This is a genomic window from Bacillus cereus group sp. BfR-BA-01524, assembly GCF_022662595.1.
GTDB classification, from domain to species: Bacteria; Bacillota; Bacilli; order Bacillales; family Bacillaceae_G; genus Bacillus_A; species Bacillus_A thuringiensis_S.
Genome location: NZ_JAKUDW010000118.1, coordinates 1 through 15,565, shown reverse-complemented (window position 1 = coordinate 15,565; position 15,565 = coordinate 1). Strand labels below are relative to the sequence as shown.

The following is a 15,565-nucleotide window of genomic DNA, read 5'->3' as shown; positions in this document are numbered from 1 at the left end:
AAAGCAGAAGAACAGAAAAAAGCGGAGTAACTGCTTTAGTGAAACGGCTGGAAAACAAGAATGTGGTGCAAGAGATAATGAACGAATAAGCAAAACTAGTAATATTTATATGAGTGTGAGGGAACGTTAGCCCTCACCTCTTTGTTTTTCTTTTTTAAATGCATTTGAGTGTGAAAAAAGTTATAAATTAGTATAAAGTATCACGTTTTATTTTCTGAAAAATCTAAATAATATTGAGAAATAAAAATAACTGAAAATATTAATAAATTTGTGTTGTGTTTATATAGAAACGTTCGTTATAATGAACATAAGGTTTTTAAAAAAGAACACATATTAGCTAAGCTAATATAGTTTTCTTTAAATCACTTATTGAAAAATAAGTGATAAAAATATAAAAAACAGCTAGGGGGAATTGATTGTGAGTCTGAAAAAGAAATTAGGTATGGGAGTTGCATCAGCGGCATTGGGGTTATCTTTAATTGGTGGAGGAACATTTGCATTCTTTAGCGATAAAGAAGTATCAAACAATACATTTGCAGCTGGGACGTTAGATCTTACATTAAACCCTAAGACGCTTGTAGATATTAAAGATTTAAAACCAGGGGATTCTGTTAAGAAAGAGTTCTTATTACAAAACAGCGGTTCGTTAACTATTAAAGACGTTAAATTAGCAACAAAGTATACTGTTAAAGATGCAAAAGGTGATAATGCTGGTGAAGACTTTGGTAAGCACGTTAAAGTAAAATTCCTTTGGAACTGGGATAAACAAAGTGAGCCTGTATACGAAACAACTTTAGCAGACTTACAAAAAGCTGATCCAGATCTTTTAGCTAAAGATATCTTCGCTCCTGAGTGGGGAGAAAAAGGTGGATTAGAAGCTGGTACAGAGGACTATCTATGGGTACAATTTGAATTTGTAGATAATGGAAAAGACCAAAATATCTTCCAAGGTGATACATTGAATTTAGAATGGACATTCAATGCTAACCAAGAAGCTGGGGAAGAAAGATAATAAAAAAAGGCGGGTATCCCCCGCTTTTTTTTATAAAGAAAAAGAAGTGCTGGTTGTACGCACTTCTTTCTATTATTATTTTTGATTTTGCTTCCACTTTGTAAATTCAAGAAATTCACGAAATTGTTCTTTGGAGACACCGGAGTTCATTGCATCTTTAACGAGTTGTGTCCATTCGGAGTCTAGGTTAGTTTCCTTTGTTTTTTCATCATGAAGTAAAGTATCAACTGGAATTTGTAGAACTGCTGCGATCTTTTCAAGAAACTGAATGGAAGGGTTTTTTTGTAAATTTCGTTCTATAGAACTAATGTAAGATTTAGCAACGCCAGCTTTTTCGGCAAGTTCAGTTAATGAAATCCCTTTTTGTAAACGAAGGCGTTTTATACGTTCTCCAATCATATTTGCGCACCTTTCTATCAATATGTAGTTGTCTTATGATGTCATTATTATAACATAAACTTCGTTAAAAAGAACAAACCTATTGAGCCTGACTGGATGGCTTCATACGTTGGAAAAATTGCTCGATGTCTTGCATGGCGATACCAGCATCTAGAGCTTCAAGTATTAAATCAATCCATTCTTGATCCAGTGCGTCTGTCTTATCTTTGTACAAATGTAATTCCTCCCTAATTATCGGTCATAATTGCTGCTACAAAATACATGATAATGCAATCGGATTTTGTGTTTTATATAGTGAATTATCAAATATTGTGTAGATGAAACAAAGATAAAATCCCCATTAAACTCCCTCTATGGAAATTATAAATTGTTCGATAAAAACTTTCAATATTTTCAGAAAACATTGTTGAATTGTGATATATTCGTATGCTAACTATGAAATTTTTACAAATATATTAAAAACATTACATAATGTGACTAAATATTGAAAAAATATTGAATTTTTAATAAAATTCAATTTGTAATACATATTATTTATTAGGGGAGGAAATATGGGATGAACAAGAAACCGTTCAAAGTTTTGTCATCAATCGCTTTGACAGCTGTATTAGGCCTTTCATTCGGAGCTGGCACTCAATCTGCATATGCTGAAACGCCTGTCAATAAAACAGCTACGAGCCCAGTTGATGATCATTTAATTCCGGAAGAACGTTTAGCAGATGCGCTAAAAAAACGTGGGGTAATTGATTCGAAGGCTTCAGAGACAGAAACAAAGAAAGCAGTCGAAAAGTATGTAGAGAACAAAAAGGGTGAAAATCCTGGAAAAGAAGCAGCAAATGGGGACCAGCTTACGAAAGATGCATCCGACTTTTTAAAGAAAGTAAAAGATGCGAAAGCAGACACGAAAGAAAAATTAAATGAACCAGCAACAGGGACACCTGCAGCGTCAGGCCCAGTTAAAGGCGGACTAAATGGTAAAGTGCCAACTTCTCCAGCAAAACAAAAAGATTATAACGGTGAAGTTCGTAAAGACAAAGTACTCGTTTTACTTGTAGAGTACGCTGACTTTAAACATAATAATATCGACAAAGAGCCTGGATATATGTATTCTAACGATTTTAATAAAGAACATTATGAAAAAATGTTATTCGGTAATGAGCCATTCGCATTAGAGGATGGCAGCAAAATCGAAACGTTTAAACAATATTACGAAGAGCAATCTGGCGGTAGTTATACAGTAGACGGAACAGTTACAAAATGGTTAACAGTTCCTGGTAAAGCTGCTGATTACGGTGCAGATGGTGCGACAGGTCATGATAATAAAGGACCAAAAGGACCACGGGATTTAGTAAAAGATGCATTAAAAGCAGCTGTAGATAGTGGTATTGATTTATCAGAGTTCGATCAATTTGATCAATACGATGTAAATGGTGATGGAAATAAAAATCAACCAGATGGTTTAATCGATCACTTAATGATTATTCATGCGGGTGTTGGACAAGAAGCAGGCGGTGGTAAATTAGGCGATGATGCAATTTGGTCGCACCGTTGGACAGTTGGACCAAAGCCATTCCCAATTGAAGGTACACAAGCGAAAGTTCCATATTGGGGCGGAAAGATGGCAGCATTCGACTACACAATTGAACCAGAAGATGGAGCGGTTGGTGTATTCGCACATGAATATGGTCACGATTTAGGTCTTCCAGATGAGTACGATACACAATATAGTGGTCAAGGTGAGCCGATTGAAGCTTGGTCTATTATGAGTGGCGGAAGCTGGGCTGGTAAAATCGCAGGAACGACGCCAACGAGTTTCTCACCACAAAATAAAGAGTTTTTCCAAAAAACAATTGGTGGTAACTGGGCAAATATCGTAGAAGTAGATTACGAGAAATTAAATAAAGGTATCGGTCTAGCGACATATTTGGATCAAAGTGTTACGAAATCAGATCGACCAGGTATGATCCGTGTTAACTTACCAGATAAAGATGTTAAAACAATTGAGCCAGCATTTGGTAAACAATATTATTACAGCACAAAAGGTGACGATCTTCATACGAAGATGGAAACACCGTTGTTCGATTTAACGAATGCAACGAATGCAAAATTTGATTTCAAGTCATTATATGAGATTGAAGCAGGTTATGATTTCCTTGAAGTACACGCTGTAACAGAAGATGGTAAACAAACGTTAATTGAAAGACTTGGCGAGAAAGCAACTAGTGGAAATGCAGATTCGACAAATGGAAAATGGATTGACAAATCATATGATTTAAGTCAATTCAAAGGCAAGAAAGTAAAATTAACATTTGATTACATTACTGATGGTGGTTTAGCATTAAATGGATTCGCTCTTGATAATGCTTCATTAACAGTAGATGGTAAAGTAGTATTCTCTGATGATGCAGAAGGTACACCACAATTAAAATTAGATGGTTTCGTTGTATCTAACGGAACAGAAAAGAAAAAACATAACTACTATGTTGAGTGGAGAAACTATGCTGGGGCAGATAACGCGTTGAAATTTGCTCGCGGTCCAGTATTTAACACTGGTATGGTTGTATGGTATGCAGATTCAGCTTATACAGATAACTGGGTTGGTGTACATCCAGGACACGGTTTCCTTGGTGTTGTTGATTCTCATCCAGAAGCAATTGTTGGTACTTTAAATGGTAAACCAACAGTTAAGAGCAGTACACGATTCCAAATCGCTGATGCTGCGTTCTCATTCGACAAAACGCCAGCTTGGAAAGTTGTATCTCCAACGCGTGGAACATTTACGTATGATGGCTTAGCGGGTGTAGCGAAGTTTGATGATTCGAAAACGTATATTAACCAACAGATTCCAGATGCAGGACGTATTTTACCGAAGCTTGGTCTGAAGTTTGAAGTAGTAGGACAAGCTGATGATAATTCTGCAGGTGCTGTTCGTTTATATCGTTAATACAGTAAAACTACCGAGAGATTTTCTTTCGGTAGTTTTTTTGTGAGCAATGAATTTTATATAGCTGAAAAAGTCATATATAATGTAACTTTAAGAATAGAAATTTGTTATATATGAAGTCTATATAAATAATGAAAGAATTGGATAAAAATAGTGGGAGAAGGTGAGTGAATGAGTATTTCCTCTATTGTAAGTAGGCAAAAGGAATATTTTTTAAAAGGGCATACGAGAAGCATCAAAATAAGAAAAAATAATTTGAAGAAACTTTATGAAGGCATTCAGCATTTTGAAGAAGAAATATTTCAGGCGTTGAAATTAGATTTAAATAAGTCAGTTCACGAGTCGTTTACAACGGAAGTTGGATATGTATTAAAAGAAATTTCCTTTCAATTGAAACATATGTCATCGTGGAGTAAACCGAAGCGAGTTCGAACGGCACTCACTCATTTTGGATCAAAAGGAAAAGTAGTGCCAGAACCGTATGGTGTGACGCTTATTATTGCACCGTGGAACTATCCTTTTCAATTAGCAATTGCACCACTTGTAGGAGCACTGGCAGCTGGAAATACAATCATTTTAAAGCCGTCAGAGTTAACACCAAGCGTTTCAAAAGTGCTTAAGAGAATGTTAGATGAATTATTCCCAGAAGAGCTTGTAGCGGTAGTAGAAGGCGGCGTTGAAGAGAGTACATCTTTGCTGAGGGAACCGTTTGATTATATTTTCTTTACTGGTAGTGTTGGCGTTGGAAAAGTTGTAATGGAAGCAGCAGCGAAACAGTTGACGCCGCTCACTTTAGAACTTGGCGGGAAAAGTCCTTGTATTGTACATAAAGATGCAAAGATAGAGGTGACAGCAAGAAGAATTGTTTGGGGTAAGTTTTTAAATGCAGGGCAGACATGTGTAGCGCCTGATTATATGTACGTGCATTCTTCCGTGAAAGAAAAGCTAGTTGAGGCACTGCGACATGAAATTATAGAGCAGTATAGTAAAGAACCTTTGCAAAATGAAAATTACGTGCGTATTGTAAGTGAGCGTCACTTTGAACGCTTATGTCGATTTTTACAAGATGGTCAAGTCGTAATTGGTGGAAACTATAAGAAAGATACATTACATATTGAACCGACAGTACTAGCGGATATTACATGGCAAGATGCTGTTATGGAAGATGAAATTTTTGGTCCGATTTTACCAATCATAGAGTACGACAATATAGAAGAGGTAATTGGCACAATCCAGCAACATCCGAAGCCGTTAGCGTTATATGTATTTTCTGAAGATAAAGAAGTACAAAAGAAAGTGACGAGTAATATTTCATATGGTGGAGGCTGTATTAATGATGTTGTCTACCATCTTGCTACGCCATATTTACCTTTTGGGGGTGTTGGAAGTAGTGGATTAGGGGGTTATCATGGGGAAGAAAGTTTTCGGACTTTTTCACATTATAAAAGCATTTTAGCCCAATCTACAGCATTCGACATGAAAATTCGTTACTCTTCTACAAAAAGTGCTTTAAAATTCATACGAAAGTTGTTAAAATGATGATGGTGTTTATCAGTAGGCGTAGCCGTATGATAATAGCCCCTTCGCAATGGAAGGGGTTTTTCTGTTCGACGTTATGTATCATGCGAAAATGAATCAAACATACTACATAAAGAATAGAAACGAACGCTTGCTAAATAACCATTTTTGTTTGGAACGAAACAAAAAATAGTCTATAGAACATAAATATTTATTCATGAATATAAAAATTAAAATTTAAGGTAGATAGGACGGGAAAATGAAAAAGATTATTAAAGTTGAAGCAGTTGAAAAACATTTTGGAAATCAAGTGATTATCCCACCTCTTTCTTTAGATATTAAAGAGGGAGAGTTTTTAACAATTTTAGGGCCGAGTGGCTGCGGGAAAACGACTTTACTTCGTATGATCGCAGGATTTGAAACTCCAACTAAAGGGAATCTTTTATTAGATGATGAAAGAATTAACGATTTGCCGCCATATAAGCGTCATATGAACCTAGTGTTCCAACATTACGCACTATTCCCACATATGACAGTAGAGAAGAATATTTGTTTTGGTATGAAAATGCAGAAAGTATCAGCAGCAGAGCAGAAAGAGCGTGCTGAAGAGGCAATGCGTTTAACGCAGTTACTTGAGTTCCGTAATCGTAAACCTGCGAAGCTTTCTGGTGGACAACAGCAGCGTGTTGCAATTGCAAGAGCGATTGTAAATAATCCGCGTGTATTACTATTAGATGAGCCACTTGGAGCGCTTGACTTTAAGTTACGAAAAGACTTGCAACGTGAATTGAAAAACTTACAACGTAATTTAGGAATTACGTTCATATACGTAACGCACGATCAAGAAGAAGCAATGAGCATGAGCGATCGTATCGTCGTTATGAATAAAGGGCATATCGAACAAATTGGAACGCCGAAAGAAATTTATAATAAGCCGAAAACATTGTTCGTTGCGACATTCATCGGTGAAAATAATATTGTGAAAAATGGGGAAGGCTATGTAGCAATTCGCCCTGAAAATGTGAAAGTGCGTTCGGTTGAAGAACCAATTTTAAAAGAATACCATCTTGGACATATTGAAGATATCGAGTTTGTCGGAAATATGGAGAAGCTTTATGTACGTGATGAGAAAACATCAGAATTACTAATGGCATATCAAACTGCTGAAGAGGCAGCGCAGTGGAGCATTGGAGATAATGTATATGTAGGCTGGGAGCAAGAGGACGAGGTGACCTTAAATTGAAAAAAGGGAAATTACTCGCACTACCTACAGTCGCGTGGCTGTTAATTTTCTTCCTAATCCCGCTCGTATTCGTATTAGGATTCGCCTTCATGCAGCGCGGAGCTTACGGGACAGTAGAAATGCAATTTACGCTGGAGAATATATCCCGTGTGTTTGATCCATTGTACTTAGGAACGTTATGGGAAACTGTTAAGATTGCAGTTATTACGACAGTAATATGTTTATTAATTGGTTATCCATTTGCGTATACAATTACAATTGTTGACCGCAAATATCGTTCTATTCTTTTATTATTGGCAACGATCCCGTTTTGGATTAACTTTCTTGTTCGTTCATACGCATGGATTGTTATTTTACGTTCACAAGGTCTTGTGAATACGTTGTTATTAAAACTCGGCATTATTAGTGAACCGTTAAATTTATTATATAATACGCCTTCTGTAATACTCGGAATGGTCTATTCTTTATTACCATTTATGATTTTACCAGTGTATGCAGCAATTGAGCAGCTGGATAAGCGTAAGCTAGAAGCGGCTTATGATTTAGGAGCAACACCAATAAAGGCATTTTGGAATATAACAGTGCCGATGACAATGTCAGGAATTGCGACTGGTTCTATCTTAGTATTCGTTTCTTCTATCGGGATGTTTGTTGTATCAGACGTGATGGGCGGATCGAAAGTAGCATTAATCGGAAACGTTATTCAAAACCAATTCTTAGGTGCACGTGACTGGCCGTTTGGATCTGCGTTATCGATTATCGTTGTTCTATTCTCTGTTCTGTTAATTTACTTATATTATCGTGCAACGAAAGTATATAAATATAATGAGAACGGAGGGGAATAGGCAAAGATGAAGAAGTTTTTAGTTTCTTATTCTTGGTTAATTTTGTTATTCTTGTATTTTCCAATGATGGTTTTAATGGTCTATTCTTTCAACGACTCTCGCATTAATGCGGAGTGGGAAGGTTTTACATTCCATTGGTATACAGATTTATTTCAAAAACAAGATGTTATTGATGCATTTGTAAATAGTATTACCATTGCAGTTATAACAACGATTGTGACAACGGTACTTGGTGTATTCTTTGCGATTGCTTTACATCGTTATAAATATCGTTTCGAAGGGGCTATTAATGGCCTTGTATATTTACCAATTTTAATTCCTGATATTTTAATGGGATTATCTTTACTAATTCTTTTCAGTCAGCTAGGAATGGAACTTGGACAAACAACGATTATTATTGCACATATTACATTTAGTATTTCGTTTGTTGTTGTTATTTTAGCTGCACGTCTTTCAAGCATGGGACGTGACTTAGAAGAGGCTGCAAATGATTTAGGAGCAACGCCTTGGCAAACGTTTCGTTATGTAACGTTCCCAGCAATTGCACCGGGAGTTATTTCAGCAGCATTATTAACATTCACATTATCAATTGATGATTTTGTAATTAGTTTCTTCGTATCAGGACCAGGATCAACAACATTGCCATTATACATTTACAGTATGGTTAAGCGCGGAGTATCACCAGAAATTAATGCTCTTTCTACAATTTTAATTGTTGCTATCGTAGGATTAATGGTTCTATCTGAAATCTTCCGTAACAAAGGTGCAGATGGTGAAGAAAACTCTGGAGGACACCTTCCTTTATAATACGAACGATATAGAAAGTACGAGGAGGTAATAAACCGATGAAATTAATGAAAAGAATAGCTGGCGCAGCAATTAGCTTTAGCCTTGTTGCTGGTGTACTTGCTGGTTGTGGTGAAAAGAAAGAAGAATTAAATATTTATAGCTGGGCTGACAATTTTGATGAGCAAGTGCTAAGAGATTTTGAAAAGAAATATAATGTGAAAATTAACTATGATAAGTACGCAAGTAACGAAGAAATGCTTGCGAAATTACAAGCTGGTGGCGCAAAGTATGATTTAATTCAGCCATCTGATTACATGGTTAAAACAATGGCAAAAATGGATTTATTAGCGCCGTTAGATAAAAAGAATATCCCAAATATCGAGAACATGGTTTCTAATTTCAAAACACCTGCGTTTGATCCAGAGAATAAATATTCTTTAGTGTACACTTGGGGTGTAACAGGGATTGCATACAATAAAAAGTATGTGAAAGAAGCACCTACAAGCTGGGCTGACTTATGGAATGAGAAATATAAAGGACATGTAACGTTACTAAACGATTCTCGTGAAGTATTAGGAGTGGGTCTTAAGAAGCACGGGTTCTCAAACAGCACGAAAGAAGATGCGGAGTTAAAGACAGCAGCAGATGATTTAAAGAAACTGCTTCCAAACTTATTAGCATTTGATACAGATAACATTAAACAAAAATTCATTACAGAAGATGCTTGGATCGGAACAGTTTGGTCTGGAGATGCAGCATTTATCGCAAAAGATAATAAAGATGTAGAATACGTTGTACCAAAAGAAGGTGGCACAATTTGGGCTGATACGTTAGCAATTCCGAAAGGTGCAAAACATAAAGAGCTTGCTGAGAAGTTTATGAACTACTTACTTGATGAAAAAGTAAGTGTGAAAAACTACGAGTCAATTGGTTACAGTAATCCAAATGAAAAAGCTCATCCTCTTCATAGTAAAGAATACCGTGATAATCACATGATTTTCTTAACGAAAGAAGAGTTAGATCGTACAGAATGGCTTGTTGATGTAGACGATAAGTTAAAAGACTATGATCGTTACTGGACAGAGCTAAAAACAAAAGGTAAATAAGTAAGAAAATGCGGTTTCTAAAGTAGAAATCGCATTTTTTCATAGTAGGAGGAAATCGTTTGAAGAAGAAGTTACATCAGTATGAGGTAATGTGTATCGGTTTATTATTTGCTGTATTTAGTATTGTTGCTTGGCGCGTACATGCAGGTGGCGTTACAGTGATGGATACATATGTCCGCGGATTAGTAAAAGGGCTACAAACGGAAAGTTCCCTTACATTTTTCTCGTACTTTACAAAATTGGGATCAGCAATTGGGATAGTCGCTACGCTCGTTATAAGTTTGCTTGTTTTTTGGAAGAAGCGTTATTATGCTGCGATGATTGTGTATCCAATGGGAATTTTAATAACACATCTTGTGAATAAAGGGATAAAAGAGATTGTAAAGAGAGAACGTCCTTCATTAAATGAAGCGCTAGATGCACTTGGATATAGTTTTCCTAGTGGACATGCAATGCTATCGATTATGACATTTGGATTTCTTGCTTATATCATTGCGGCTAATTTGAAAAGCGTAGCTGGGAAATGTGTCATAACGATTTTGATGGGGATAGTAATCTTATCGATTGGATTAAGTAGAGTCATTTTAAATGTACATTACCCAACTGATATTTTAGCTGGTTATTGCGTAGGTGGTATTTTGTTAATTATCGCGATTTACTACCATCGTTTACTTACTGAGAGATTGGGACTTAATAAAGAGAGATAGAAAAAACGCCTGGAAAACTATCATTATAGTGTTCCTAGGCGTTTTTTGTTTGTATAAAGATATGATACAGTATAAGTGACAATTGAATTATTTAAAGTAGGTGAAAATGTGTGAAGACAAATGTTCATAAAGTTGATAAGTGGGGGAAGTTAGGAGCTTTTTTGTATCAATTTCGTTATACAGTAATTGTAGCGTTACTGTTGCTTGCAATCGCACTTGGGATTTTTGCTCCAAAGCTACCGGGAGTATTAGGTGGTGACGGTTTCCAAACGGAAGGAGACTATCAAAAAACAAAAGAAATTTTAGATAAAGATTTTAAGAAATCTCAAGATACGCTGCTACTCGTTTTTGAGAAAAATAAAGATGCTTCACATGAGGAATTTAAAAAGCGAATAGATGAAATTGTAAAGAATGTTCAAGAGAAAGAGAAATATGAATCTTTCCATCACCCAATCCAAAATAAAGAAATGTTACAAGATGATATCGGTTATGCGACAATTTTATTTTCCGGGAAAACAAATAAAGAAAGAATGGAAAAGACTTTACAATTTGCTGATGAGATTGAGAAAGAAAGTAATGCAGCATTAAAAGTAACACCTACAGGATTTCCAAAAATTAATCAAGAGATTAATGAAAGAACGCAAAATGATTTAAAAGTAGCAGAAATGATTGGATTACCAATTGCGTTTCTTGTATTGCTATTTTCGTTTGGTAGCCTTTTGGCATCAATTTTACCGATTTTGAATGGGGCGCTTAGTGTTATTAGCACGATGGGTATATTGTATTTCATCGGTGTGGATAAAGAGCTATCTATTTTCGTGTTAAACGTTGCACCGATGATTGGACTTGCACTATCTATTGATTTTGCGCTATTATTTGTGAACCGTTTTCGAGAGGAAGTTGCTAAACGAACGGTAAAAGAAGCGATAGCAATTACATATCAGACGGCAGGACGTGCAATTGTATTTTCAGGATTATGCGTATTTGTTGGGTTATCCGGTTTGTTTTTCTTTAAGATAGATTATATTCAATCTGTCGCAATTAGCGGAATGATTGTTGTGATTATGAGTATTTTATTCTCACTCACACTTCTTCCAGCGCTATTATCGTTAATAGGTAAAAGAATATTAAAAAAGAATCAAGTAGCACATACGCCGGCAAAAGCATGGCGTAAATTTGCACAATTTGTGATGAAACATCCAATTGTAATGATTGTTGTTGTTACAACATTTATTGTTATTTGCTTATTACCGTTACGTACAGCTAATTTGCAGTTCCCTAGTGTTGAAGCTTTACCTGAAAAGAGTGATACAAGGATTGCATATGAAAAGTATGAAGAAGCATTTAATAAAACTGTCAAAACACACGCTGATGTTACGTTAGTTGTAGAGACGAAAAAAGATATGAAAGAAAAAGAAAGTCTACAAAAGATAGAAGAAGTCGTTCAAAAGTTAAAAGATGATAAGAAAGTACATGAAGTAAGAAGTTTATACGACGGGTTAATTGGAATGAAAGCAGATCAAGTTGCTGGAATATTGCAGTCGCCAGAAGCAGCAAAACTAACTCCTGTATTTGAAGCATACACGAAAGGGAATAAGACGACGATAGAAGTCTTTTTGAAAACAAAACCACGTACAGAGACTGCAAAACAGTGGGTGCGTGACTTTAAAAAGAACTATAAAGAAACGGATGTTACGTATTATCTAGGCGGAATGACGACGTTTCAACAAGAATTAGAAGATGAAATTAAAGATAAAGTCGTAATTGGTATGTCTGTTATATTTGGATCGACCTTTGTTATATTATTATTTGCATTCCGATCTATACTCATTCCAATTAAGGCAATTATTATGAATATACTTAGTTTAAGTGCAACCATTGGAATTGTTGTTTGGTTATTTGAAGGTGGTCATTTCGGTTTAGAAGCGAGTCCGGTTCTGTTTGTCTTACCAATCTTCATTTTTGGTCTCGTATTTGGGCTTAGTATGGATTATGAAGTATTTCTTATTTCACGTATTCATGAGCTCTATGAAGAAACAGGCGATAATGATCAAGCAACGTTAGAAGGGCTCGTTTCAACAAGTAGAATCATTACATCAGCTGCTTTAATAATGATTGTTGTAACTGGTGCATTCGCATTTACTGATATTTTACCAGTAAAGCAGATGGGGCTTGGCGTTGCATTAGCAATATTTCTTGATGCAACAATTATTCGTCTTATGCTCGTTCCAAGCTTAATGAAGTTATTTGGAGACTGGAATTGGTGGTTACCATTTCGAAAAAAACGAGAAAAATCATCGTAAAAAATGCTCATCATATTGATGAGCATTTTTTTATGAATAGCAAGGCCTACATTTTGCAAATAGTATGTGATAAGAACATTACATACAAGTAGGTGAAGGCAATGTTTCGTTATTTTAAGTTTAAGTTAAATGATACAGTACAGTTTGCAGAAAACGATGGGCATATGTATCGCATTGTCGGTTATCGGTTAGAAAAGGGATTTTATCCAAAAGATGAATGGACTCATATCATTTATGAACTACTTAGAGAATTTGACGGGTATACGATGGATGCAGAGGAGGAAGAACTTGTAAAGGTCGTTCAAGTAGAGGATGAGTATTATAAAATACAAGAAGTATCAGGTTATCGTTATCCAGTAAAAATGAAACAAAAACAACAAGTGATGAAAATAGAAAGGATGGACGATTTATTAGATGCTTACAATGACTATAAAAGGTTGGCGGATTTCTTTAAAGATTTATCGTATGAACAAAAAGCTGAAGAAGTATTGTTAGAAATGAAAAGGCTTAGAGCTTGAGGGGCAGTCTATTATAAGACTGTCCTCTATTTTTGACGGTGCACCAAAGTGTGTTTTCCGTTACAATGAGAGAATCAATAGAAATAAGGTGATAAACAGTATGGAAACAAAGAAAAAGGGCGAATGGTGTGAAATTACCGTTCCAGCTAAATGGAATGGTATAAGTATTGAATCGGTATTAAAAGTAGAATGGGAAATACCGAAAAAGCTATTGCATCAGCTTCGTATGGAAAAAGGTGTTACGGTTAACGGGGAACAAAGAAGATGGAATGAGCTTTTAAAAGAGAACGATAAGTTACAAGTTCATATGTTTGCGGGGGAAGAGTACGGTGTAGATCCAGAATATGGTGAATTACATGTAGTATACGAAGATGATCACGTACTCATCGTAAATAAACCAGAGAAAATGGACACACATCCTGCTGAAAAAGGTGGAACCGGGACGCTTGCAAATCTTGTTGCTTTTCATTTTCAAATGCAAGGTTTAGAGACGAAGGTGCGTCATATTCATCGTTTAGATAAAGATACGACAGGTGGTGTCGTATTTGCTAAGCATAGAATTGCTGGTGCAATTATGGATCGTTTATTAATGGAAAGAAAAATTAAAAGGACGTACGCAGCGCTCGTTGAAGGGAAAGTAAAGAAGAAACAAGGAACGATTGATGCTGCTATCGGAAGGGATCGCCATCATGCTACAAGGCGTCGTATTTCTCCAAAAGGTGACCAAGCTATCACATATTATAAAGTAGAAAAGTATTTTAAGAAGCAAAACACGACTTTCGTAACGTTACAATTAGAAACGGGTAGAACGCATCAAATCCGTGTTCATATGAGCCATAATGGTAATCCGCTAGTTGGGGATGTATTATATGGTGGACAAACAAAATATATGTCCAGTCAAGCATTACATGCGATGAAGATAAATTTCTTGCATCCAATTACGAAAGAAGCGATTGAAGTTGATGTGCCGTTTCCTACAAAGTTAAATAATAAAATAAAAGAATTTCAAAAAGAAAATGCGTAAAGTATAAGTTTTAATTTGAAAAAAGTAGATTTTTGCAGGGATTTCTCTAAAAGAGGCGAAGCCGTTAAGAGAAAAGAGAGGTGAGAATTACTTGATCAAATATAAGTATGTACTTGGAATGTTTTTCGCTTGTCTTTTACTTACTCTATGTCTCTATCCCTATTTACCAAATCGTATGGCAGTACATTGGAATGTAAATGGTGAGCCAAACGAGTTTATGAGTAAACAAGTTGTTGTAGCATTTATTCCTTGTTTTATTATTTTTTCATATGGATTTTTGTATATTATTTCACATAATATATTTAAGTTTAATGAAAGAGAGCATTGTATTATAGATGGATTTATAAAGAAAATTACGTTATTTATGTTGTTTATTCATATGCTTATCCTCTTTATTAATTTTGGGGATTTGATATTCTTTCAAACAGGATTAACGATTGGGATTAGTATGTTTCTTTTTATGCTGAGTAAAGAATTTAAGAAAATAAAAGGTAAAGAAAAAGACCCAATTAAATTACAAAAAATTCGTTTAGTAAGTAGACGGATTTTTCAAGTGATGGCATGTAGTATATTGTTTTCATTGTTTTTGAAATTAGAGTGGGGATTTTATGTATTGCTTAGTGTAATAAGCTGTGGATCTATGCTATTTATGTTATATATTTTCTATTCATACATAATAGAAAGCTATGAAACTTAAAAAAGAGTCTTCTCATTATGAGAAGACTCTTTTAATCTATTTACTTTGTAATAAATTGTTGTGTCCAGTAGTTGCCGCTTTCTACATAACCAACACCGATGTGAGTGAAGCCGTTATTTAAGATGTTTGCACGGTGTCCAGCGCTGTTCATCCAAGCTTGTACTACTTCTTCAGGTGTACGTTGGCCTTGAGCGATGTTTTCACCTGCAGATGTATAAGAAATACCAAATTTCTTCATCATGTCAAACGGAGACCCGTATGTAGGGCTGTTATGATCAAAGTAGTTGTTTTTTTGCATGTCTTCAGACTTAATACGTGCTACTTTGCTTAATTCAGTATCGATTTTTAGTGCTGGTAAGCCTTGTTTTGCACGCTCAGCGTTTGTTAATTCAACAACACGTTGTTCGAACTCGCTTAAAGATTTTGCTTCTTCAGCAGGCTTTTGCTCAGCTGGTTTTTG

Annotated in this window: 15 protein-coding genes; 12 read left to right on the top strand and 3 right to left on the bottom strand. The window is 35.5% G+C overall.

Annotated features, from left to right (window positions below; genetic code table 11):
* Positions 1–418: 418 nt before the first annotated feature.
* Positions 419–1,012 (top strand): biofilm matrix protein CalY, encoded by a 594-nt coding sequence (gene calY / locus MR170_RS26690; RefSeq protein WP_016082403.1) that lies wholly within the window; start codon positions 419–421, stop codon positions 1,010–1,012.
* A 75-nt stretch (positions 1,013–1,087) separates the two neighbouring features.
* Here calY and MR170_RS26685 read toward each other — a convergent pair whose 3' ends face one another.
* Both MR170_RS26685 and MR170_RS26680 read right to left on the bottom strand, forming a co-directional pair.
* The gene (locus MR170_RS26685) at positions 1,088–1,411 is read right to left on the bottom strand and encodes a helix-turn-helix domain-containing protein (RefSeq protein ID WP_000578866.1); all 324 of its coding nucleotides are present in this window, start codon (positions 1,409–1,411) and stop codon (positions 1,088–1,090) included.
* Between the two features lie 79 nt (positions 1,412–1,490).
* Positions 1,491–1,625: an anti-repressor SinI family protein gene (locus tag MR170_RS26680; protein ID WP_000276219.1), complete on the bottom strand. Its 135-nt coding sequence runs from the start codon at positions 1,623–1,625 to the stop codon at positions 1,491–1,493.
* 342 nt (positions 1,626–1,967) lie between these two features.
* On the opposite strand from MR170_RS26680, the gene inhA1 reads away from it, so the two are divergent.
* The 11 genes from inhA1 (at position 1,968) to MR170_RS26625 (ending at position 15,105) form a co-directional block, all read left to right on the top strand.
* Positions 1,968–4,355 carry a M6 family metalloprotease immune inhibitor InhA1 gene (inhA1, locus tag MR170_RS26675; protein WP_016082402.1) on the top strand — a complete coding sequence of 796 codons (2,388 nt, stop codon included), beginning with the start codon at positions 1,968–1,970 and terminating at the stop codon, positions 4,353–4,355.
* Between the two features lie 171 nt (positions 4,356–4,526).
* Positions 4,527–5,894: an aldehyde dehydrogenase gene (locus MR170_RS26670; protein ID WP_242310026.1), complete on the top strand. Its 1,368-nt coding sequence runs from the start codon at positions 4,527–4,529 to the stop codon at positions 5,892–5,894.
* 238 nt (positions 5,895–6,132) lie between these two features.
* Positions 6,133–7,116, top strand: a complete 984-nt coding sequence (gene potA / locus MR170_RS26665) for a spermidine/putrescine ABC transporter ATP-binding protein PotA (RefSeq protein ID WP_000720333.1) — start codon at positions 6,133–6,135, stop codon at positions 7,114–7,116.
* Positions 7,113–7,961 carry a spermidine/putrescine ABC transporter permease PotB gene (gene potB, locus MR170_RS26660; protein WP_000715500.1) on the top strand — a complete coding sequence of 283 codons (849 nt, stop codon included), beginning with the start codon at positions 7,113–7,115 and terminating at the stop codon, positions 7,959–7,961. Before potA ends, potB begins: the two co-directional genes overlap by 4 nt.
* Before the next feature lie 6 nt (positions 7,962–7,967).
* Positions 7,968–8,768 (top strand): spermidine/putrescine ABC transporter permease PotC, encoded by an 801-nt coding sequence (gene potC, locus MR170_RS26655; protein WP_000714192.1) that lies wholly within the window; start codon positions 7,968–7,970, stop codon positions 8,766–8,768.
* A 38-nt stretch (positions 8,769–8,806) separates the two neighbouring features.
* A complete protein-coding gene (gene potD / locus MR170_RS26650; protein ID WP_000772490.1) occupies positions 8,807–9,856 on the top strand; it encodes a spermidine/putrescine ABC transporter substrate-binding protein PotD in 1,050 nt (349 codons plus the stop codon).
* A gap of 59 nt (positions 9,857–9,915) precedes the next feature.
* A complete protein-coding gene (locus MR170_RS26645; protein WP_016082398.1) occupies positions 9,916–10,563 on the top strand; it encodes a phosphatase PAP2 family protein in 648 nt (215 codons plus the stop codon).
* A gap of 110 nt (positions 10,564–10,673) precedes the next feature.
* Positions 10,674–12,866 carry an MMPL family transporter gene (locus tag MR170_RS26640; protein ID WP_242310024.1) on the top strand — a complete coding sequence of 731 codons (2,193 nt, stop codon included), beginning with the start codon at positions 10,674–10,676 and terminating at the stop codon, positions 12,864–12,866.
* A 101-nt stretch (positions 12,867–12,967) separates the two neighbouring features.
* Complete coding sequence (locus MR170_RS26635; protein ID WP_000490302.1) at positions 12,968–13,384, top strand: hypothetical protein; 417 nt, start codon at positions 12,968–12,970, stop codon at positions 13,382–13,384.
* 100 nt (positions 13,385–13,484) lie between these two features.
* On the top strand, positions 13,485–14,408 hold the full coding sequence (locus MR170_RS26630; protein ID WP_048564842.1) for an RluA family pseudouridine synthase: 924 nt from the start codon (positions 13,485–13,487) through the stop codon (positions 14,406–14,408).
* A 91-nt stretch (positions 14,409–14,499) separates the two neighbouring features.
* Positions 14,500–15,105, top strand: a complete 606-nt coding sequence (locus MR170_RS26625) for a DUF1648 domain-containing protein (protein WP_242310021.1) — start codon at positions 14,500–14,502, stop codon at positions 15,103–15,105.
* 40 nt (positions 15,106–15,145) lie between these two features.
* Here MR170_RS26625 and MR170_RS26620 read toward each other — a convergent pair.
* On the bottom strand, positions 15,146–15,565 hold a 420-nt coding region (locus MR170_RS26620), incomplete at its 5' end, for a CAP domain-containing protein (RefSeq protein WP_242310018.1).

What these genes read in the sequence shown, in the direction of transcription:
- MR170_RS26635 (WP_000490302.1), top strand. Translation starts at nt 12,968, where the DNA reads ATGTTTCGTTATTTTAAGTTTAAGTTAAATGATACAGTACAGTTTGCA.
- inhA1 (WP_016082402.1), top strand. Translation starts at nt 1,968, where the DNA reads ATGAACAAGAAACCGTTCAAAGTTTTGTCATCAATCGCTTTGACAGCT.
- potA (WP_000720333.1), top strand. Translation starts at nt 6,133, where the DNA reads ATGAAAAAGATTATTAAAGTTGAAGCAGTTGAAAAACATTTTGGAAAT.
- MR170_RS26670 (WP_242310026.1), top strand. Translation starts at nt 4,527, where the DNA reads ATGAGTATTTCCTCTATTGTAAGTAGGCAAAAGGAATATTTTTTAAAA.
- MR170_RS26630 (WP_048564842.1), top strand. Translation starts at nt 13,485, where the DNA reads ATGGAAACAAAGAAAAAGGGCGAATGGTGTGAAATTACCGTTCCAGCT.
- potC (WP_000714192.1), top strand. Translation starts at nt 7,968, where the DNA reads ATGAAGAAGTTTTTAGTTTCTTATTCTTGGTTAATTTTGTTATTCTTG.
- MR170_RS26685 (WP_000578866.1), bottom strand. Translation starts at nt 1,411, where the DNA reads ATGATTGGAGAACGTATAAAACGCCTTCGTTTACAAAAAGGGATTTCA.
- potD (WP_000772490.1), top strand. Translation starts at nt 8,807, where the DNA reads ATGAAATTAATGAAAAGAATAGCTGGCGCAGCAATTAGCTTTAGCCTT.